The organism is Streptomyces sp. NPDC055239, assembly GCF_053606205.1.
On sequence record NZ_JBSGRD010000005.1, the window covers coordinates 239,374 to 258,294 of the forward strand.

Sequence of the window (18,921 nt, forward strand, 5' to 3'; positions counted from 1 at the left end):
AGCCACTAAAGTGTGGGCATGACCGTAAACCCAGCGCACAGCACCCTCTGGCCAGCCCCGCACGCGAGCGGAGCCGTCGCCGCGACGGTCCATGTGCCCGGGTCCAAATCGGTCACCAACCGCGGCCTCGTCCTCGCCGCACTCGCCGCCGAGCCCGGCTGGCTGCGCCGCCCGCTGCGCTCCCGCGACACCTTGCTGATGGCGGGCGCCCTGCGCGCACTCGGCGTAGGCATCGAGGAAGGCGTGGGCCCGGACGGTTCCGGTGAGGCCTGGCGGATCATCCCCTCCGGTCTGCACGGCCCCGCGACGGTCGACGTCGGCAACGCCGGTACGGTCATGCGCTTCCTGCCCCCGGTCGCCACCCTTGCCGACGGCCCGATCCGCTTCGACGGCGATCCCCGTTCCTACGAGCGTCCGCTGAACGGCGTGATCGACGGCCTGCGCGCGCTCGGCGCCCGCATCGACGACGACAGCCGAGGCGCTCTCCCGCTGACCGTGCACGGCAGCGGCGCCCTCGATGGCGGCCCGGTCGAGATCGACGCCTCCTCGTCCTCCCAGTTCGTGAGCGCCCTGCTGCTCTCGGGCCCCCGCTTCAACCAGGGTGTCGAGGTACGTCACACCGGCTCCGCCCTGCCCTCCATGCCGCACATCCGGATGACCGTCGACATGCTCCGCGCGGTCGGCGTCCAGGTGGACACCCCGGAGTCGGGCGGCGAGCCGAACGTGTGGCGGGTGACCCCCGGCGCCCTGCTCGGCCGCGATCTGACCGTCGAGCCCGACCTCTCCAACGCCCAGCCGTTCCTGGCCGCGGCGCTGGTGACCGGCGGCCGGGTGACCGTCCCTGACTGGCCCGCGCACACCACGCAGCCCGGCGACAAGCTGCGGGAGATCTTCACCGAGATGGGCGGTATCTGCGAACTGACCCCGCAGGGGCTCGTGTTCACCGGCTCCGGCTCGATCCACGGCATCGACGTGGACCTGAGCGAGGTCGGCGAGCTGACCCCCGGCATCGCGGCCGTCGCGGCCCTTGCCGACTCCCCCTCGACCCTGCGCGGCGTCGCCCACCTGCGACTGCACGAGACGGACCGCCTCGCGGCCCTCACCAAGGAGATCAACGCACTCGGCGGCGACGTCACCGAGACCTCCGACGGCCTGCACATCCGTCCGCGCCGCCTGCACGGCGGGATCTTCCACACGTACGACGACCACCGCATGGCCACGGCGGGCGCCGTCATCGGCCTCGCCGTTCAGGACGTACAGATCGAGAATGTCGCGACGACGGCGAAGACGCTGCCCGACTTCCCCGACCTCTGGACCGGAATGCTCGGGAACTGACGGGCGGATCCAGAACATGCGCCGCTACGGAAAGAACCCCGACGAGGACGACATCCGCGTCCGTCCCAACCGCAAGGGCAACCGCCCGCGCACCCACATCAGGCCCAAGCACGAGGACGCGTCCGACGGCATGGTCCTGACCGTCGACCGGGGCCGCCTGACCGTCCTGGTCGACGACCGGATCGTCCTTGCCATGAAGGCCCGCGAACTGGGCCGCAAGGCCGCCGTGGTGGGCGACCAGGTCTCGCTCGTCGGTGATCTCTCCGGCAAGAAGGACACCCTCGCGCGCATCGTGCGCATCGCGCCGCGCACGTCCGTCCTGCGGCGCACGGCCGACGACGACGATCCGTACGAGCGGGTGGTCGTCGCCAACGCCGACCAGCTCGCCATCGTCACCGCCCTCGCCGATCCCGAGCCGCGCCCGCGCCTGATCGACCGCTGCATCGTGGCCGCGTTCGACGGGGGTCTCAAGCCGATCCTCGTCCTGACCAAGTCCGACCTGGCGTCGGCCGACAAGATCCTGGAGACCTACTCCACGCTCGACGTGCCCTACGTGGTCACCAGCCGCGAGGAGTTCACCGACGGCGCGGAGCTCGCCCGGGTGCACGAGCTGCTCGACGGCAAGATCACCGCGTTCGTCGGCCACTCCGGCGTGGGCAAGACGACGCTGGTGAACGCCTTGGTGCCGCAGGATCGCCGACGCAGCACCGGGCACGTCAACGCCGTCACCGGCCGTGGCAGGCACACGACCACGTCGGCGCTCGCGCTCCCCTTGGCGGGGCCCTCAGGTGGTTGGGTGGTCGACACGCCCGGCGTACGGTCCTTCGGCCTGCACCACGTGGACCCGTCCCGCGTCATCCTCGCCTTCCCCGACCTGGTGCCTGGCACGGAGGACTGTCCGCGCGCGTGCAGTCACGACGAGCCGGACTGCGCGCTCGACGCGTGGGTCCAGGAAGGGCACGCGGACCCCGCACGGCTCTACTCGCTGCGCAGGCTGCTCGCGACCCGTGAGCGGCGCGAGGGCGACTGACCTCGCAGTTGTTCGCGCCCGCGTTTGCGCCCGAGTTCGCGCCCGATGCGCCGCGGCAAGGGCATAATCGCACCAAGCCTGATCCAGGCCAGGCCAAGCGGTCACCGGACGTACGGATGCGGGAGGCAGATACATGGCGTGGCTGCTGGTCATCGTCGCGGGGTTCCTGGAGACAGGCTTCGCGGTCTGTCTCAAGCTCTCGCACGGCTTCACCCGGCTCTGGCCGACGATCACCTTCGCCGCCTTCGCGCTCGGCAGTTTCGGTCTGCTCACGCTCGCGCTGCGCAAGCTCGACGTGGGCCCGGCGTACGCCGTCTGGACGGGCATCGGCGCCGCGGGCACCGCGATCTACGGAATGATCTTCCTCGGCGACGTGGTCTCCACGCTCAAGCTCGTGTCGATCTCGCTGGTGATCGTCGGCGTCATCGGCCTGCAGCTCTCGGGCTCCGCCCAGTAGCCGGAAGTCTCGTCAGGCGTTGGTCCAGCGCCCGAGCACCCCGCGCACCAGCTCCACCGGATCCTCGCCCGCGGGCGTGGGCGCGACGACGTACGACAACGCCATCCGCACGGCGCTCTCGCAGGCCATGGCCAGCTCGTCCGTGTCCTTCGGGCGTGCTCTGCCGTTCAGCGCGTTCACCGCCTTGTCCCGGACGAGGACGAGCAGTTCGGCGGGCGAGGGGACGCCCGCGTCCGCGCGCCTCTGCGCCGGTACGGGCGACGCGGAGACCCCGGGCCTGCTCGGCGCGGGCAGGCGTTCGCCCCAGCAGCCGGTGAGCATGGCCCGGGTGAGTTCGTTCCCGCGCGCGGCGGCGATCGTCCAGGCGCTCACGGCCGCGAGCCGGTCCACCGGCCCGCCCTCCACGCCCAACGCCCGCTCCACGCCGTGCAGATAGGCGTCGGTCTCGCGCCGGAGCAGGGCGCGCGCGAGGCCGTCCTTGCTGCCGAACTCGTTGTAGAGGGTCTGCCGGGACACTCCGGCGGCGGCCGCGACATCGACCATGCGGACTGCCGGCCACGGTCGGCGGGCGAGCGCCGTACCGGCCGCGTCAAGTAGGGATTCCCGTGCTGCAGGCATCGTCGCCTCCCGGGGGCCGAAGCGGCTCTGCGGCCAGAGTTGACGTGCTCGGAGGCGGTGTCAATAGCCCCGGCGCGACCTGGCACCGGATACGTCAGGTCCCGGAACGGCCCGGACATACGGCGCTGTGGCTCAGGTACAACGAGATCGATACTGTTCACTCATGCCCGACTACCACGATGATCTGCGTCTTGCCCATGTCCTCGCGGACGCCGCCGACGCCGCGACGATGGACCGGTTCAAGGCTCTCGACCTCAAGGTCGAGACCAAGCCGGACATGACGCCGGTGAGCGAGGCGGACAAAACGGCCGAGGAACTGATCCGGTCGAACCTGAAGCGGGGGCGGCCGCGCGACGCGATCCTCGGCGAGGAGTTCGGCATCGAGGGCACGGGTCCACGCCGCTGGGTGATCGACCCGATCGACGGCACCAAGAACTACGTGCGCGGGGTGCCGGTCTGGGCCACGCTGATCTCCCTGATGGAGGCGGGCGAGGGCGGCTTCCAGCCGGTGGTGGGTGTCGTGTCGGCGCCCGCGCTCGGCCGGCGCTGGTGGGCGGCGAAGGGTGCGGGGGCGTTCACCGGACGCAGCCTGACCTCAGCGACCCGGCTCAAGGCCTCCAAGGTCTCGCGGCTCCAGGACGCGTCCTTCGCGTACTCCTCGCTCTCGGGCTGGGAGGAGCAGGGCCGCCTCGACGGATTCATGGACCTCACGCGCGCCGTCTGGCGTACCCGTGGATACGGCGACTTCTGGCCGTACATGATGGTCGCCGAGGGCTCCATCGACATCTGCGCGGAGCCCGAGCTCTCGCTCTGGGACATGGCGGCGACCGCGATCATCGTGACCGAGGCGGGCGGCACCTTCACCGGCCTCGACGGCGCTCCGGGCCCGCACAGCGGCAACGCGGCGGCGTCGAACGGCCTGCTCCACGGCGAGCTGCTCGGCTATCTCAACCAGCGCTACTGAAGCGAGGCCAGTTTGCGATAGCCCCGTAACAAAGGATCTTGAGCCCTTGAAGCGTCTTCCGAACGTGTGGTGGGGTTCAGACGCGCAGCAGTCGCCGCCGCCGGTGTCCTGGCCTTCTCCGGTCTGGCCATCGGAGCCGCCCAGGCCGCCGACCTCCCCTATGTTGAAACGCCGGGCGACGCCGCGACGGACTGCTTCACCGCGGAGAACCAGCGGGAGATGGACATGGGGGCGGGCCACCACGTCACGATCGTCCACTGCGAACGCGACCCCCGGAACCCGGGCAGCATGTTTGTCTTCTACCGGAACTGAGTCACGAGGCGGGTCACCTCCGGCCCTCTCCACCGAGCAGCACGAAGGCGACGGCCGGATGGTGGGCGGCTGAGGCGCACGCCCCGCACGCCCCTCGCGCGCACACGCCCTGAACCGGCAGCACGCGCCCCCTTGTTGACACACGGCATGGCTGCGACTCTGAGAGTCCCCCCACTTGTGAACTTGTGAATCGCTTCTCTTGCGGTCCACTCAGGAGGTGGCTCAAGCCCATGCTCGTCCGCGACGCCATGAGCACGACGGTCCTCACCATCGGCCCCGCCCACACGCTGCACCAGGCGGCCCGTCTGATGTCGACGCGCCGCGTCGGCGCTGCCGTCGTCCTCGACCCCGACACCTACGGCCTCGGAATCCTCACCGAGCGCGACGTCCTCATCTCGGTCGGCCTCGGCCAGAACCCGGACACCGAGACCGCCGGTACGCACACCACGACCGATGTCGTCTTCGCCGCACCGTCATGGACCCTGGAGGAGGCGGCCGACGCCATGTCGCACGGCGGCTTCCGCCATCTGATCGTGCTGGAGGGGACCGAACCGGCCGGCATCGTCTCGGTCCGCGACATCATCCGCTGCTGGGCCCCGAACAGGCGGCGGGTGCCGACGCTCACCGTGTGAACGAAAGGCGGGCCGGGTCCCGAAGGACCCGGCCCGCCTGCTCTACTCTCAGCTGTCCTCAGCTGTCCTCGCTGCCCTCAGCCGCGAAGGGCCTGGACCGCGGCTTCGAGGCGCTTGCCGAAGTCACCGTCCGCCTGACGGAAGTTGTTGATCGCGCGCTCGGCGATGTCGTCGCGCGAGACACCCGCGATGTTGCCCGCGAGGTTCTCGATCAGACGCGCCTTCTCGTCCTCGGACATGTTGCGGTAGAGGTTGCCCGCCTGCACGAAGTCGTTGTCCTCGGCGTGCGAGGGGGCTTCGTGGTTGCCGGTGCCGCCGGAGACGGAGGTGGTCACCCAGAGCGGGCGGTCCGTCTGGAAGGGGCCACCGAAGGAGTTCGGCTCGTAGTTCTTCGCACCCTTGTGGCGGCCGTCGTACAGGAAGCCGTCACGGGAGTTGGTGCGCGCCTCGGTGGCGTGCGGGCGGTTCACCGGCAGGTGGTCGGCGTTGATGCCGACGCGGTAGCGGTGGGCGTCGCCGTACGCGAAGAGGCGGCCCTGGAGCATCTTGTCCGGGGACGGGCCGATGCCGGGAACGAAGTGCGCGGGCGAGAAGATGCTCTGCTCGACCTCGGCGAAGACGTTCTCCGGGTTGCGGTTGAGCTCCAGCTTGCCGATCTCGATCGGCGGGTAGTCCTCGTGCGGCCACACCTTGGTGAGGTCGAACGGGTTGAAGCGGTAGTCCGCCGCCTCGGCCGCGGGCATGATCTGCACCTGCACGGTCCAGGACGGGAACTCCTCGCGCTCGATGGCCTCGCGCAGGTCACGCTGGTGGGAGTCGGCGTCCTCACCGGCGAGCACGGCCGCGTCGGCGGCGGTGAGGTTCTTGATCCCCTGGTCGGTCTTGAAGTGGTACTTGACCCAGAAGACCTCGCCGGCCTCGTTGTTCCACTGGTACGTGTGCGAGCCGTACCCGTTCATGTGGCGCAGCGTCGCCGGGATGCCGCGGTCACCGAAGAGCCAGGTCACCTGGTGGGTCGACTCGGGGCTCAGGCCCCAGAAGTCCCATACGTTGTCGGCTTCCTGCGAGCCCGTGTACGGGTCGCGCTTCTGCGTGTGGATGAAGTCGGGGAACTTGATGGCGTCCTTGATGAAGAAGACGGGGGTGTTGTTCCCGACCAGGTCGTAGTTCCCCTCCTCCGTGTAGAACTTCAGCGCGAAGCCACGGGGGTCGCGCACGGCGTCGGCGGAGCCGAGGTTGCCGGCGACGGTGGAGAACCGGAGGAAGGTCTCCGTCTGCTTGCCGACCTCGGAGAGGAACTTGGCACGTGTCCACTGCGAGACGTCGCGGGTCAGCGTGAAGGTGCCGTACGCACCGGCGCCGCGTGCGTGGACGATGCGCTCCGGGATGCGCTCGCGGTTGAAGTGCGCGAGTTTCTCCAGCAGCGCCTGATCCTGGACGAGTACCGGACCGCCGACACCGGCGGTCTCACTGTTCTGGTTGTCGGCGACCGGCGCGCCGGCCTCCGTGGTGAGCGGTCCCTGCGTCACGTGCGCCTCCTGCGTCATTACCTGCAAGTCCTGTCCTTCGGCGTCTGCCCTCGGCTTTGGCCCTTGGCTTGTGCCGCTCCCGATCCTACGATGGACTTTGTCTAAGTCAAGTAAACATCCAAAGTCACACATCGTCGGGACTTAGGTCCCTCACCTGTTAGGCTGGTTCTCATGAGCGACCTGTTGGAACGACTGCGCGGACGCGGCTGGCGCATGACCGCGCAACGACGCGTCGTGGCCGAGGTGCTCGACGGGGACCACGTACACCTGACCGCGGACGAGGTGCACGCCCGCGCCGTGGGCAGGCTGCCCGAGATCTCCCGCGCGACCGTCTACAACACCCTGGGCGAACTGGTGACCCTCGGCGAGGTCCTCGAGGTCTCGACGGACCGCAGGGCGAAGCGGTACGACCCGAACGCCCACCGCCCCCACCAGCACCTGGTGTGCGCCCAGTGCGGCACGATCCGCGACGTCCACCCCACGGGCAACCCCTTGTCCAGCCTCCCCGACTCGGAACGCTTCGGCTTCACGATCGAGGGCGCGGACGTGACGTACAGGGGCACGTGCCCCAACTGTGCGGCGGCGTAAGACTTCCCATACGTACGCGAAAGCCCCCGGTGCCGGTCAGGCGCCGGGGGCTTTCGTGGTTTGTGGGCCTTCCAGAATCTGACGACCCGTCATATGGTCGGCGGCGCCCAATATCCGCCTGCCCTCCGCAAGGAGAACCCGTGGGAGATCCGCACCCGCACCCGAAACTAGAAGCCCACGCAGTAACAAGAACCTTCGGCCGCGGCACCAGAGCCGTGGAAGCCCTGGGCCCCGTGGACCTGGAGATAGCCCCAGGCGAGTTCACCTGCATCGTCGGCCCCTCCGGCTGCGGAAAATCAACACTGCTCCGCATAGCCGCAGGCCTCCTGCGCCCCAGCCAGGGGGAGCTGAAGATCCGCACCACGGACCCGCGCCCCGCCGCGATGATCTTCCAGGACTACGGCATCTACGACTGGAAGACCGTCCAGGCCAACGTCCGCTTCGGCCTCGACATCCAAAAGGTCCCCCGCCGGGAGGCGGACGCCCGGGTCGAGGACTGGCTCACCCGCCTCGGCCTCGCCGACTTCGCCGACGCCTACCCCGCCACCCTCTCCGGCGGCATGCGCCAACGCGTGGCCATCGCCCGCGCCCTGGCCGTGGAGCCCGAGATCCTCCTGATGGACGAGCCGTTCGCGGCCCTGGACGCCCAGCTCCGCACGATCCTCCAGGACGAGCTCCTCGACCTCACCCAGACCACCCGCACCACCACCCTCTTCATCACCCACAGCCTCGAAGAGGCGATCGTGCTCGGCGACCGCGTCCTGGTGATGTCCGCACGTCCGGGCCGCATCATCGCCGAACACCGCCCGCCGTTCCCGCGGCCCCGCACCGGCGACGTACGCGCGACCCCTGAATTCACCGCCCTCAAGGGCGAGTTGTGGGACCTCCTGCGCGGCGAGGTGGTCCGCGAGGACGAGGCGGCCCTGGCATGACGACGGCCACCCCGCGCAAAGCGGCCGACCCCGAGGACGACGTACTCGTCCGCAGGCCGGGCCCCCAGGAGCTCCGCCCCACCCGCACCCACCGCAGGCGCCGCACTCTGGAGATCACCCTCGCCGTCGCCGTCCCCCTCGCTCTGATCCTCCTCTGGCAACTGGCCGCCACCCAGGCCTGGATCGACGACCGCGTCTATCCCGCGCCCCAGACGATCATCGAGGACGGCTGGGAGCGCGCGGCGGACGGCGATCTGTGGCCGGACGTCTGGGCCACGCTCAAGCGTGTGCTCGCCGGCTACGCGATCGGCACGGTCACCGGCTACGCGCTCGGCCTCCTCATGGGCTCGCTCTCCCTAGTACGCGCGGCCCTCGAACCGCTTCTGGACGCGCTGTACGTCGTACCGAAGCTGGCCCTGCTTCCCGTCTTCCTGAACATGTTCGGCCTCGGGGAGGGCCCGCAGATCGCGCTCGTGGCGGCGACCGTCTTCTTCTTCGTCTGGATCTCGACGATGGCGGCGGTGCTCGCTGTACCCTCCGGCCACCGCGACGCGGGCCAGGTCTTCGGTGCGTCGCCGTGGCAGATGTTCCGCCACATCCTGCTGCCCGCCTCGCTGCCCGCCGTGCTCGTCGGCGCGCGGATCGCGGCGGGCGTCGCCGTCCTGGTGATCGTCGCGTCGGAGCAGATCGCGGCATCGAACGGCCTCGGCCATCTGATCTTCGACTCCCGGGCGCTGTTCCAGAACGACGTGATGTTCGTCGGCATCGTCTGCGTCGCGGTACTCGGCGTCGTCTTCTCCGAACTGGTGCGGATCGCGGGCCGGTTGCTCACTCCCTGGGCCCCGCGCGACCGCGGCAGAAGCCAGTCATGAAACACCGGTCATGAACCATTCGTACGCGCACGGAGGCTCCATGCACACCACCCGCACCCGGTTCTCCGCCCTGACCCTCCTCGTGGCGGGCTCGCTGCTCGCCTCCGCGGGCTGCGCGAAGGAGGACGACACCACGGACTCGGCCGCGCCCGCGAAGCCCCGCACCGTCAAGGCCGTCGCCGGTTGCGGCAAGGGCAGTTGGACGGACCCGTCCGACCTCGCCGATGACCGCGCGCCCGCCCGCTGCGACAAGGGCGCCCCGGCCCCGCGCCCGCTGTCCAAGGAGCGCAGCATCACCATCGCCACCGGCACACTGAGCGCCGAGTACGTAGCGCCTCTCCAAATGGCTGTGGAGAAGGGCGAGTTCAAGAAGGAGGGCCTGAACGTCCACCTCAAGGTGCTCCCGACTCCCGACGCGCTCCCCCTGCTCGCCAAGGGAGACATCGACGCCCAGTGGGCCGCCCCCGAGGCCGCCGTCATGAACGGCATCACCAGCGGCTTCACCATCAAGTGGGCGGCGGGGAACTTCTCCCCCGACCCCCGGTCCAAGAGCGGACTGTGGGTGAAGCTGAAGAAGGGCGAGAGCGCGGACCACGTCCCGATGGCGGGCCGCAAACTCGGCACCATGATCGGCAAGGGCTCGGTCATCTCGTACCCCATGGGCACGACCCTGAAGAAGCACGGCGGCGGCCTGGACAAGATCCAGTTCCAGCAGCTGGGTTCGGCCGACGTCCTGACCGCCCTCCAGAACGGCGGCACCGACTCCGCCTGGCTCCTCGACCCGGTCTGGCGCAAAGTCGACGGCGACAAGCAGTACGCGTTCCTCGGCGGCCAGCCCCAGGGCGAACCGCTCGGCGGGCTCCTGTTCGGCCCCAACCTCCTGACGAAGGACCCGGACGCGGGCGTCGCGCTGCTGCGCGCGTACATCAGGACCGTGAACACGTACTTCGCCGGTGACTACAAGGCGGACAAGGCCTTCGTGTCCGATCTCGCGAAGCTCCTGAAGACCGACGAGGCGGTCCTGAGGTCGACTCCGTCGCTGCGGATGGACTGGGAGATCCGCTCCGGAACCATGGACCGGCTCCAGGCGGCGTACAAGACGGCGGGCGTCGCCGAGGGCGACAAGGTCCCGGAGAACAAGGCGGTGGACCGCAAGCTGTACGAGGAGGCCGTGGGCCACAAGCCGTCCTGATCAAGCACCCCAAACACACCAGAGGCCGGGAAGCTAATGCTTCCCGGCCTCTGGCCTTTAGTAGCGGGGACAGGATTTGAACCTGCGACCTCTGGGTTATGAGCCCAGCGAGCTACCGAGCTGCTCCACCCCGCGCCGTTGTGTTGCAAGCGTATGCCAAACGCTACGACCAGCGCAAATCCGTTCCGAGGCCCGGCTGCGGGCAGCCGTCCCGCGCCGCTGCGGGCAGGCGTTCCGCAAGGCGGAACAGGTGGGCACAGCCCACCCACCGGCCTGCACCCGCCCGACAACCGCACGTAAACACAGGCTCAGGCAGAGGCTAAGCAGTCAGCTCCTGCTGAAGCGCCTCGCGCAACCGTGCCGCCCGCTCGGAAACCTCCGCAGGCCCAAGCTCCACCGCACGGGCAGCCCACCGCTGCCCCTCGACCAGCTGCCCGCGCCGAGCGTAGAGCAGCGCGAGCCGCAAGGCAGCCCGCCCATGCCCCGCGTCAGCGGCCCGCGTCCACCAGAGCGCCGCTTCAGGCTCACTGCCCTCACGAGCAAGCAGAAGCCCCAGGTTGAACGCCCCGTTCCGGCTCCCCGCGTCCGCCGCCAGGCGGTACCAGTGCGCCGCCTCCACCACGTCACCGCGCCCCGCGGCCAGCATCCCGACCCGGACCTGCGCACGCCGGTGCCCCTGCTGGGCAGCCCGCTCGTACCACTCCTCGCACTCGGTCTTCTCCGCGGCGGGCTCGCCAAGCGCGGGCGGACCAGCGGGAGGCCGCCGCGCGTCGAGCACGGTGCCGAGGCGGTACGCCGCCTCCGCGCTGCCGCCACCCGCCGCGCACCGCAGATGCCGCTCGGCGTCCTGCTCGTCCCCCTCCCGCAGCCGCGCCGTGCCGACCTGGAGCGCGGCCTCGGTGTGCCCGGCCGCCGCCGCACGCTCGTACCAGGGCAGGGCGGAGTCCTCGTCGTCGCGGGACGCGTACAGAATCCCGAGGTTGAAGGCCGCGTCCACGCTGCCCGCCTCCGCGGCCTTGGAGAACCACGGCTCGGCGCCCGCCGCGTCGCCGCCCTGGAGCAGCAGCACGGCAAGCGCGTTGGCGGCCTCGCGGTGACCGGCGTACGCGGCACGCCTGTACCACTGGTCGGCCTGCACGGTCCGCCCCTGCTCGGCGCAGAGCAGACCGAGGTTGTACGCGCCGTTCACGTCCCCCGCGTCCATCGCCGCGCGGTACCACCGCTCGGCGGTCTGGGTCTCGCCCCGCTCGGCGTGCAGCGCGCCCAGGGCGTTGGCGGCGTTCCCGTCGCCGTCCTGGGCTGCTTTCAGCCACCAGACCGCGGCGCTCTCCTCGTCGCCCGCGTCGCGCAGCAGGAAGCCGAGGGCGCAGGCGGCACGCGCCTCTCCGTCCTTGGCGGAGTTCAGATACCAGCGCCCCGCCTCCTTCAGCTCACCGCGCTGCTCCAGGATCGCGCCGAGGTGCAGCGCGGCCCGCCGGTGGCCGCGCGCGGCGGCCTGGCGGTACCACTGCTCGGCCTCGACGGCGGGCTCGGCGGCGGCCTTGGTGTCCTTACGGCCCGTACGGTCAGTCCGGTCCTTGCGGTCAGTCCGGTCCTTACGGTCCGTGCGCTCGGCCGTGGCCCGCCGGTCAAGGGCGCGCGCGATCCGGTACGCGGCCTCGCGGTGACCGCGCTCGGCCGATGCCCGCATCCAGCGCTCGGCGCCGACGTCACCGCGGTGCTCGAGAAGATCGGCGAGGGCGTACGCCCCCAGGGCGTGGCCCTGCTCGGCGGACTGCCGCAGCCAGTACTCGGCGGCGGGCTCGTCGCCGCGCTCACGGTGGTAACGCCCGAGCGCGTGCGCGGCCGCGGCGGAACCGGCGACGGCGGCCACCCGCCACCATCCGGCCGCCTCGTCGGCGTACCCACGCTGGAGGAGGAGGACTCCGAGGTTGTTGGCCGCGGCACGGTCGCCCTCGGCGGTCGCCGCGCGCAGCATGGATTCGGCCCCGTCGAGATCACCGCGGCGCAGCAGAAGGCTTCCCAGGACGCTCATGGCGTCGACGTCTCCGGCCTCGGCGGCCAGCCGATGGCGCAATTCCTCCGCGGCCGTCCCGGGATCCTCCCGGTCGGCCGACTGCACAAACCGCCCTGTCTCCAACAGAGTTGCCTTGTCCCCCATAACGTCCATCGTCGCACCACCTGCAACCTGGGTATACCTGATATACCGCAGCCAGTGAGGTCACTACAGCGTTTTGTCGACTTGCCCACAGAGAGATAAGTCAAACACAGTTTTCCCAACTCCCCCCGGGCGGAGCAGGGTTCGCACAGACCAGCGCACGCCGCCACGACCCCACGCACACACGACGAAGGCCCGGATCCGATAAGGATCCGGGCCTTCGCCTTCTAGTAGCGGGGACAGGATTTGAACCTGCGACCTCTGGGTTATGAGCCCAGCGAGCTACCGAGCTGCTCCACCCCGCGCCGTTGTGTTGCAACCGTACCACGGCGCGGGGAGGGTGTTTCGCAGCTGGTCAGCCGCCCTTCTTGTCGCCCTTGTCGTCGGCCTTGCCGTCGCTCGCCTTGTCGCCCTTGCCGTTCTTTTCGTTGGCCTTGGCCTGGGCGTCCTCGGCTCGCTGCAGGGACTCCTGGAGCTTGTCCTGGGCCTTGCCGTAGGCCTCCCAGTCGCCGTCCTTCAGAGCCTGCTGCCCCTCCTCGAACGCCGTCTGGGCGTCGTCCAGGGCTGCCTGCACCGTCGGGTCGCTCGACTTGGGCGGATTGGCCGGCTGGTCCGTGTCGTCGGCCGGTGGCTTGGTGGTCCCGTCGGCACCGAAGACCTCGTTGAGGCCGTCGCTCAGGGAGTCCGCGAACGCGGTCTCCGTGCCGTACGACACCGCCACCTTCTTCAGGAGCGGATACGCCGACTTGCGCCCTTGTACGTACACGGGCTCTACGTAGAGGAACCCGTCGTCCAGTGGCACGGTCAGCAGGTTTCCGTAGAGGACGTCGGAGTCGGCGCCCTTCATGTCCCGGACGAAGTTACCGACCTGCGTCATGGAGTTCAGCTTGTTCTGGACCTGTTCCGGGCCGTCCACGTCGCCCGTGACTCTCAGCAGTTTCATCGTGCCGAAGTTCTTGCTTCTGGCGTCGGCGTCGACCGTCATGAAGGCCCGTAGGTTGGGGCGCCCGCTCGGGGTGAACGTCGTCGTCAGTGAGAACTGCTGCTGCGTCTCACCCGGCGTCTTCATGGACAAGTAGTACGGCGGAACCGCGCTGTTGTCCTTCTTCGTCGGGTCGTTCGGCACCTGCCACGCGTCGGACGCGTTGTAGAACTGGCCGGGGTCCGTGACGTGGTAGAGCGTCAGGAGCTCGCGCTGCACCTTGAACATGTCCTGGGGGTAGCGCAGGTGGTCCATCAGGGCCTTGGGGATCTCACCCTTGTCCTTGACGGTGTCCGGGAACGCCTTCTTCCAGGTCTTCAGGACCGGGTCCTTGTCGTCCCAGGTGTAGAGCTTGACCTCTCCGGTGTACGCGTCGACGGTCGCCTTGACCGAGTTGCGGATGTAGTTGACCCGGTTCTGCTGGGCCACCACCGCACGCTGGTCGTCGGCCTCGGACAGCGAGTCGGCCGTCGTGTCGCCGAGCGTGGTCCGCGAGGCGTACGGATAGCCGTTGCTGGTCGTGTAGGCGTCGACGACCCACTGGATCCTGCCGTTGACCACCGTCGGATACGTGTCGCCGTCGATGGTCAGCCAGGGAGCCACCGACTCGACGCGCTCCTTGGGAGTGCGGTTGTAGAGGATCCGCGATCCCTCGCCGATCGCTCCGGAGTACAGCATCTGCGGTTCGCCGAAGGACACCGCGTACGCGGCGCGGTTGATCGGGTTGGAGAGGTTGACCCCGCTCTTGCCCTTGTAGCTGTAGGTCTTCTGCCCCCCGCCGTCCTCCTCGTAGTCGAGCTCCTTCTGGGGCCCGCCCACGATCGAGTACTGGGTCGTCTTCTCGCCGTAGTACACCCGCTGCTCGTACTCGCCGAGGCTGCCGGAGGTGGGCAGGCCGGACTCCGTGAAGTCCGGGGCGCCCTTGGAGCCCTTCTTGGTCTCCGTGCCCTTGGCGGTGACCATTCCATAGCCGTGGGTGTAGGCGAAGTGGTCGTTGATCCAGTTGCGCTTGTCGAGCTTGTCGAGGCTGAGCTCACGCAGACCGACGATGGTGTCCTGGCCGTTGTAGCGGTCCACGTCCAGGGTCGTCGGGAAGCGGTAGTACTCGCGCTCCTGCTCGAGCTGCTGGAACGTCGGCGAGACGATGTTCGGGTCGTTCAGCCGGTAGTTGGCTGCCTCGTCCGCGTCGTCGCGCTTCTTCTTGGCGTCCTCGTCGGCCTTGCCCGCGCCCTTGTAGTCCTGGGGCTTCACACCGCTGATGCCGTACGCGTCGCGCGTCGCCTTGATGTTCTTCTGGATGTACGGCGCTTCCTTGGCCTGCTCGTTCGGCGAGACCTGGAACTTCTGGACGATGGCCGGGTACAGACCGCCGATGAGGATGGCGGAGAGGACCATCAGGCCGAAGCCGATGACCGGCAGCTGCCAGGTGCGCCGCCACAGCGTCCCGAAGAAGAGCAGGGCGCAGATGACCGCGATGCAGAACAGGATGGTCTTCGCCGGCAGGTACGCGTTCGCGTCCACGTAGCGAAGGCCCGTCCAGTCGCCCGTCGCCTTGAAGTCACTGGACTTCACCGCGAGGCCGTACCGGTCGAGCCAGTACGCCACGGCCTTGAGCGTCACGAAGACGCCGAGCAGCACCGACAGATGCCCCGTCGACGCCGCCGTGGCCCGCGCGCCGGGGCTGGTGATCCGCAGCCCGCCGTACAGGTAGTGGGTGAGGGCGGCGGCGATCAGGGAGAGCACGGTGGCCGCGAAGCCGAAGCCGAGCATGAAGCGGTACCAGGGAAGGTCGAACGCGAAGAACGACACGTCCAGGTGGAACTGCGGGTCCTTCTGGCCGAAGGAGACGCCGTTCACCCACAGCAGCCACGTGCGCCACTGTCCCGCTGCCGACGCGCCCGCGATCAGGCCGACGAGCGTGGCGATGCCGAGCAGCAGCCACTTCTTGTACGGCGCGATGCTCATGCGGTACCGGTCGAGGCTCTGCTGCTCCATCGACATGGCGCTCAACGGCGGGCGCAGCCGGTGCGCCAGCCAGATGTTGAGTCCGACCGCGGCCGCCATCAGGAGGCCGAAGACGAAGAACAGGCCGATCTTGGTCCACAGGGTCGTCGTGAAGACCGACGAATAGTTGACCGAGCGGTACCAGAGCCAGTCCGTCCAGAACCCCGCGAACATGACGAACACCATGGCGAGTACAGCCAGGATGCCCAATGTCATGAGCAGGGTCCGGACGCGACGGGACGGTCGGCCCACTCTGATCCGTGGCCCCGTCGGGCCTCCGCCGCGGTCCGGCATCTGGAAAGCCAAGGTGCGCACCTCGAAGTTCGATGTTGATTCTGTTGATCCGTCAGGTCCCTGTGATCGTGGACCCACACCTATGCAACTTACTCACGCTTTACTCAGTTCCCGTTTTGCGGGACTAACGAGGCAGGATTGTGACCATGTCCAACACTCCCATGGCAGCGAGCCCCCTCACCCGTGCCGTGCTCGAGATCGATGAGTACGCGTCCGGCCTCGGCTGGGACCAGCCCGCACGCCTTTTCGCGCTGGTCGACACGGCGCGACTGCGTACCCAGGAACCCGGCCTCGCCACCCAGCTCGGCCTCGACAACTCCCCCGAGGAGACCGCCCTCACCCCCATCGAGCAGGAGGAGATTCCGGCGGGCAAGCCGCTGGACGAGTTCCTCGGCACCATCGCCTGGCCGGACGCCGTGGTGGGCTGCGCCCTCACGGTGGAGCGCCTGATGCTTCCGCCGTCGGCTGAGACGTCCGTCCCCGAAGGGCTCGGCGAGGCACAGCTCGCGAAGTGGGTGGCCCAGCACCCGGACCGCCAGGAGGTCCGCATGACGGTCGCGGTGCTCCGTGACGGTGCGCGCGACTCGGCCCTGCGGCTGCGCGAGAAGGACTCGCCGACCGAGGTCCTCACCGGTTCCGACCTGGTTCCGGGGCTCGCGGAGGCGCTGGCGGCCACGTTCGCCGACTGAGCGGACTGCGCGGACTGACACCACGCTGTTCTCGTACGCGGGTGGGCGCGTTCCCGCCCGCGTACGGCCGTTCCTTTGGCCGCTACTTCTTCGCGGTGCACTGCGGCAGGTCCGCGGTGTCGCCCTTGCGGATGTCCTTGAGGGCGGCGACCGCGTCGTCGATGGTGTCCACCTTGACCAGCGTGAGCCCGTCCGGGACGTCCTTGGCGGCGGTGGCGCAGTTCTCCTTCGGCGTCAGGAAGTACTCGGCGCCCTTGTCGCGCGCGCCGACCGTCTTCATCCCGATGCCGCCGATCGGGCCGACCTTGCCCTCGTCGGTGATCGTGCCGGTGCCGGCCACGAAATGGCCGCCGGTGAGGTCGGTCGGCGTCAGCTTGTCCACGATGCCGAGCGCGAACATCAGTCCGGCGCTGGGGCCGCCGACGTCGGCGAGCTTGATGTCGATGTCGAACGGGAACGTGTGATCGGTGCCCGCCTCGATGCCGACGACCGCGCGGCCGTCGTCCTTCGCCTTCTCCGTCGTCATCTTGACGTCTTCCGTCCCGGTCGGCTCCTTGCGCGCCTTCTCTGCGGCGGCGGCCTCCTTGACGGGGACGATGGTGAAGACGACGTCCTGGCCCGGCTTGCGCTTGGTGACCAGCTTGGAGACGTCCGTCATCTCCTTCACGGGCGTGCCGTCGACCTTCTTGATGACGTCGCCCGCGTGCAGCTTGCCCTCGGCGGGGCTGTCCTTGGAGACGGTCCGTGCGATGACCTGGGACTTCACCGGGATCTTCAGATTCCGCAGGGCGGCGACCTTGGCGCTCTCCTGGGACTCGCTGAACTCTTCGGCGTTCTCCTGGCTCGACTGCTGCTCGGTCTTGCCGTCCGGGTAGAGGGTCTCGTGCGGCACCACGATGTTGTCGTGGGCCAGCCAGCCGTACACGGCTTCCGCGATGTTCATGTTGTAGTCGGCGCTGGTGACCCTGACCGTCGTCATGTTGAGGTGACCGCTGGTCCGGTACGTCTTGCGGTCGGCGATCTGCAGCACCGGCTCGCCGCCGTGGTCGCCGAGGGTGTTCACCGTGGGGCCCGGCGACATCACCGAGTACGGCACTTTGATGAGGACTCCGGCGCAGAGCAGCGCGATCAGCATCAGGGTGGAGGCGAGCATCGTCGCGGTGCGGCGTGGCATGGAACGACAGTACGGGACCTGCCTGTCAGTGCACCGCTGGGGCCAGTCCGTACGGGGCCTGCGGGCCTGTCGGGGGCCATCGGGCCCCCGGGACCTCAGGTGCCGGAGTGGGACTTGTCCATCGCCTCGCGGAAGGCCGCGTAGCCGTTCAGCTCGCTGTGGTCCCCGGTCTTGCCCGACCTGCGATTACGCGCGGCCCAGCCACCCCAAAGACCCGCACCGACAGCTGCCGCAAGCGGAATCAGCAACCAGGCAAGTGATGCCATGTCGACCTCCCGACCCCATATGCGACCGCAACTGACTGATCAGCAGATTAACCATCCGCACCGTCAACGCTCACGGCAGGGGTCGGGTTACGCAACCGGAGGGTCCTGGTCCAACTGGCCCGACGGGGAGGGGAAGAGGCCGGCTCATCTCGGCCCGAGGAGTCAGCAGGCGCCGACCCACTCCTCCTGGCCGACCCAATTCCTGATGGCCGCTCTCGCACTGCTCGACCCCGGCGGGCCTCCCAGGCTTCGACCGACCGCGTCGGACTCCGTCCGCCGACCGTGCAGGGCCGCCCGGATCGTGCACAGGCCGACCCCGGCCGCGTCGGCGCTCAGCAGGCGCCGACCCACTCCTCCTGGCCGTCGGAGAAGCGCTGGTGCTTCCAGATCGGCACCTCGTGCTTGAGGTCGTCGATCAGCTTGCGGCAGGCGGCGAAGGCCTCCCCGCGGTGCGGGCAGGAGACGGCCACGACGACCGCGAGGTCACCCACCGCCAGGTCGCCGACGCGGTGGACGGCGGCCAGGGCACGGACCGGATATTCGGCGACGACCTTCTCGGCCACCCGGCGCATCTCGGCCTCGACCGTCGGATGGGCCGAATAGCCGAGCTGGTCGACGTCCGCACCGCCGTCGTGATTGCGCACCGTCCCCACGAAGAGCGCCGTGCCGCCCGCGGCGTCGTCACCGACGGCCCGGAACACCTCGTCCAGGGAGAGCGGTGCGTCGCGGATCGCAAGCAGCCGGATGGGGTCCTGAGCGGCCTGCTCGCCGGGGTGATCGTTCGTGGTGCGTGCCATGCGGCCATGGTGCCGCACGGCACGGACATCACGGAATAGCGCTTTCACCCGGCACGCGCGCGTGCCGCGTTGGAGCTCTCTACAGGCCCACCGGGG

The 18,921-nt window shown here is 69.3% G+C and carries 18 protein-coding genes and 2 tRNA genes; 11 read left to right on the forward strand and 9 right to left on the reverse strand.

What is annotated here, in order from left to right; genetic code table 11:
* The first annotated feature begins 18 nt into the window (after positions 1-18).
* From aroA to ACWFRJ_RS19320, 3 genes are all read left to right on the forward strand, one after another.
* Positions 19-1,335 (forward strand): 3-phosphoshikimate 1-carboxyvinyltransferase, encoded by a 1,317-nt coding sequence (gene aroA, locus ACWFRJ_RS19310; protein WP_453531792.1) that lies wholly within the window; start codon positions 19-21, stop codon positions 1,333-1,335.
* Between the two features lie 16 nt (positions 1,336-1,351).
* Positions 1,352-2,365, forward strand: a complete 1,014-nt coding sequence (gene rsgA / locus ACWFRJ_RS19315) for a ribosome small subunit-dependent GTPase A (RefSeq protein WP_453531794.1) — start codon at positions 1,352-1,354, stop codon at positions 2,363-2,365.
* A 133-nt stretch (positions 2,366-2,498) separates the two neighbouring features.
* On the forward strand, positions 2,499-2,822 hold the full coding sequence (locus ACWFRJ_RS19320) for a DMT family transporter (RefSeq protein WP_383273912.1): 324 nt from the start codon (positions 2,499-2,501) through the stop codon (positions 2,820-2,822).
* Positions 2,823-2,834: 12 nt separating this feature from the next.
* Here the strand turns inward: ACWFRJ_RS19320 and ACWFRJ_RS19325 are convergent, their stop codons facing one another.
* Positions 2,835-3,440, reverse strand: coding sequence for a TetR/AcrR family transcriptional regulator (locus tag ACWFRJ_RS19325; RefSeq protein WP_453531798.1), 606 nt, complete (start codon positions 3,438-3,440; stop codon positions 2,835-2,837).
* A gap of 163 nt (positions 3,441-3,603) precedes the next feature.
* Here ACWFRJ_RS19325 and hisN point away from each other — a divergent pair, with 163 nt between their 5' ends.
* The 3 genes from hisN to ACWFRJ_RS19340 all read left to right on the forward strand — a co-directional run bounded on the left by hisN (position 3,604) and on the right by ACWFRJ_RS19340 (position 5,348).
* On the forward strand, positions 3,604-4,404 hold the full coding sequence (hisN, locus tag ACWFRJ_RS19330; protein ID WP_453531801.1) for a histidinol-phosphatase: 801 nt from the start codon (positions 3,604-3,606) through the stop codon (positions 4,402-4,404).
* 69 nt (positions 4,405-4,473) lie between these two features.
* The gene (locus ACWFRJ_RS19335; protein WP_453531804.1) at positions 4,474-4,716 is read left to right on the forward strand and encodes a hypothetical protein; all 243 of its coding nucleotides are present in this window, start codon (positions 4,474-4,476) and stop codon (positions 4,714-4,716) included.
* Between the two features lie 230 nt (positions 4,717-4,946).
* Positions 4,947-5,348, forward strand: a complete 402-nt coding sequence (locus ACWFRJ_RS19340) for a CBS domain-containing protein (RefSeq protein WP_453531807.1) — start codon at positions 4,947-4,949, stop codon at positions 5,346-5,348.
* A gap of 77 nt (positions 5,349-5,425) precedes the next feature.
* Here ACWFRJ_RS19340 and ACWFRJ_RS19345 read toward each other — a convergent pair whose 3' ends face one another.
* A complete protein-coding gene (locus ACWFRJ_RS19345) occupies positions 5,426-6,895 on the reverse strand; it encodes a catalase (RefSeq protein ID WP_453532395.1) in 1,470 nt (489 codons plus the stop codon).
* 153 nt (positions 6,896-7,048) lie between these two features.
* On the opposite strand from ACWFRJ_RS19345, the gene ACWFRJ_RS19350 reads away from it, so the two are divergent.
* The 4 genes from ACWFRJ_RS19350 (at position 7,049) to ACWFRJ_RS19365 (ending at position 10,461) form a co-directional block, all read left to right on the forward strand.
* On the forward strand, positions 7,049-7,465 hold the full coding sequence (locus tag ACWFRJ_RS19350) for a Fur family transcriptional regulator (protein ID WP_389903415.1): 417 nt from the start codon (positions 7,049-7,051) through the stop codon (positions 7,463-7,465).
* A 140-nt stretch (positions 7,466-7,605) separates the two neighbouring features.
* Positions 7,606-8,397 carry an ABC transporter ATP-binding protein gene (locus ACWFRJ_RS19355; protein WP_453531810.1) on the forward strand — a complete coding sequence of 264 codons (792 nt, stop codon included), beginning with the start codon at positions 7,606-7,608 and terminating at the stop codon, positions 8,395-8,397.
* Positions 8,394-9,269, forward strand: coding sequence for an ABC transporter permease (locus tag ACWFRJ_RS19360; RefSeq protein WP_453531813.1), 876 nt, complete (start codon positions 8,394-8,396; stop codon positions 9,267-9,269). The genes ACWFRJ_RS19355 and ACWFRJ_RS19360 overlap by 4 nt, the downstream gene beginning before the upstream one ends.
* Positions 9,270-9,309: 40 nt before the next feature.
* Positions 9,310-10,461: an ABC transporter substrate-binding protein gene (locus tag ACWFRJ_RS19365; RefSeq protein WP_453531816.1), complete on the forward strand. Its 1,152-nt coding sequence runs from the start codon at positions 9,310-9,312 to the stop codon at positions 10,459-10,461.
* A 61-nt stretch (positions 10,462-10,522) separates the two neighbouring features.
* On the opposite strand, the gene ACWFRJ_RS19370 is transcribed toward ACWFRJ_RS19365, so the two are convergent.
* The 4 genes from ACWFRJ_RS19370 to ACWFRJ_RS19385 form a co-directional block, all read right to left on the reverse strand.
* Positions 10,523-10,596 (reverse strand) — tRNA-Met (locus tag ACWFRJ_RS19370).
* 184 nt (positions 10,597-10,780) lie between these two features.
* Positions 10,781-12,631, reverse strand: a complete 1,851-nt coding sequence (locus ACWFRJ_RS19375) for a sel1 repeat family protein (protein ID WP_453531819.1) — start codon at positions 12,629-12,631, stop codon at positions 10,781-10,783.
* A 219-nt stretch (positions 12,632-12,850) separates the two neighbouring features.
* A tRNA-Met gene (locus ACWFRJ_RS19380) sits at positions 12,851-12,924 on the reverse strand.
* A 50-nt stretch (positions 12,925-12,974) separates the two neighbouring features.
* Positions 12,975-15,899: a UPF0182 family membrane protein gene (locus ACWFRJ_RS19385; RefSeq protein ID WP_453532398.1), complete on the reverse strand. Its 2,925-nt coding sequence runs from the start codon at positions 15,897-15,899 to the stop codon at positions 12,975-12,977.
* A gap of 146 nt (positions 15,900-16,045) precedes the next feature.
* On the opposite strand from ACWFRJ_RS19385, the gene ACWFRJ_RS19390 reads away from it, so the two are divergent.
* Positions 16,046-16,588: a PPA1309 family protein gene (locus ACWFRJ_RS19390; protein WP_453531822.1), complete on the forward strand. Its 543-nt coding sequence runs from the start codon at positions 16,046-16,048 to the stop codon at positions 16,586-16,588.
* Between the two features lie 82 nt (positions 16,589-16,670).
* On the opposite strand, the gene ACWFRJ_RS19395 is transcribed toward ACWFRJ_RS19390, so the two are convergent.
* The 3 genes from ACWFRJ_RS19395 to ACWFRJ_RS19405 all read right to left on the reverse strand — a co-directional run bounded on the left by ACWFRJ_RS19395 (position 16,671) and on the right by ACWFRJ_RS19405 (position 18,825).
* Positions 16,671-17,762, reverse strand: a complete 1,092-nt coding sequence (locus tag ACWFRJ_RS19395) for a YlbL family protein (protein ID WP_453531824.1) — start codon at positions 17,760-17,762, stop codon at positions 16,671-16,673.
* Between the two features lie 95 nt (positions 17,763-17,857).
* Complete coding sequence (locus tag ACWFRJ_RS19400; protein WP_453531827.1) at positions 17,858-18,028, reverse strand: hypothetical protein; 171 nt, start codon at positions 18,026-18,028, stop codon at positions 17,858-17,860.
* 332 nt (positions 18,029-18,360) lie between these two features.
* Entirely contained in the window at positions 18,361-18,825 is a 465-nt protein-coding gene (locus tag ACWFRJ_RS19405) for a molybdenum cofactor biosynthesis protein MoaE (RefSeq protein WP_453531829.1), read from the reverse strand.
* Positions 18,826-18,921: the final 96 nt, after the last annotated feature.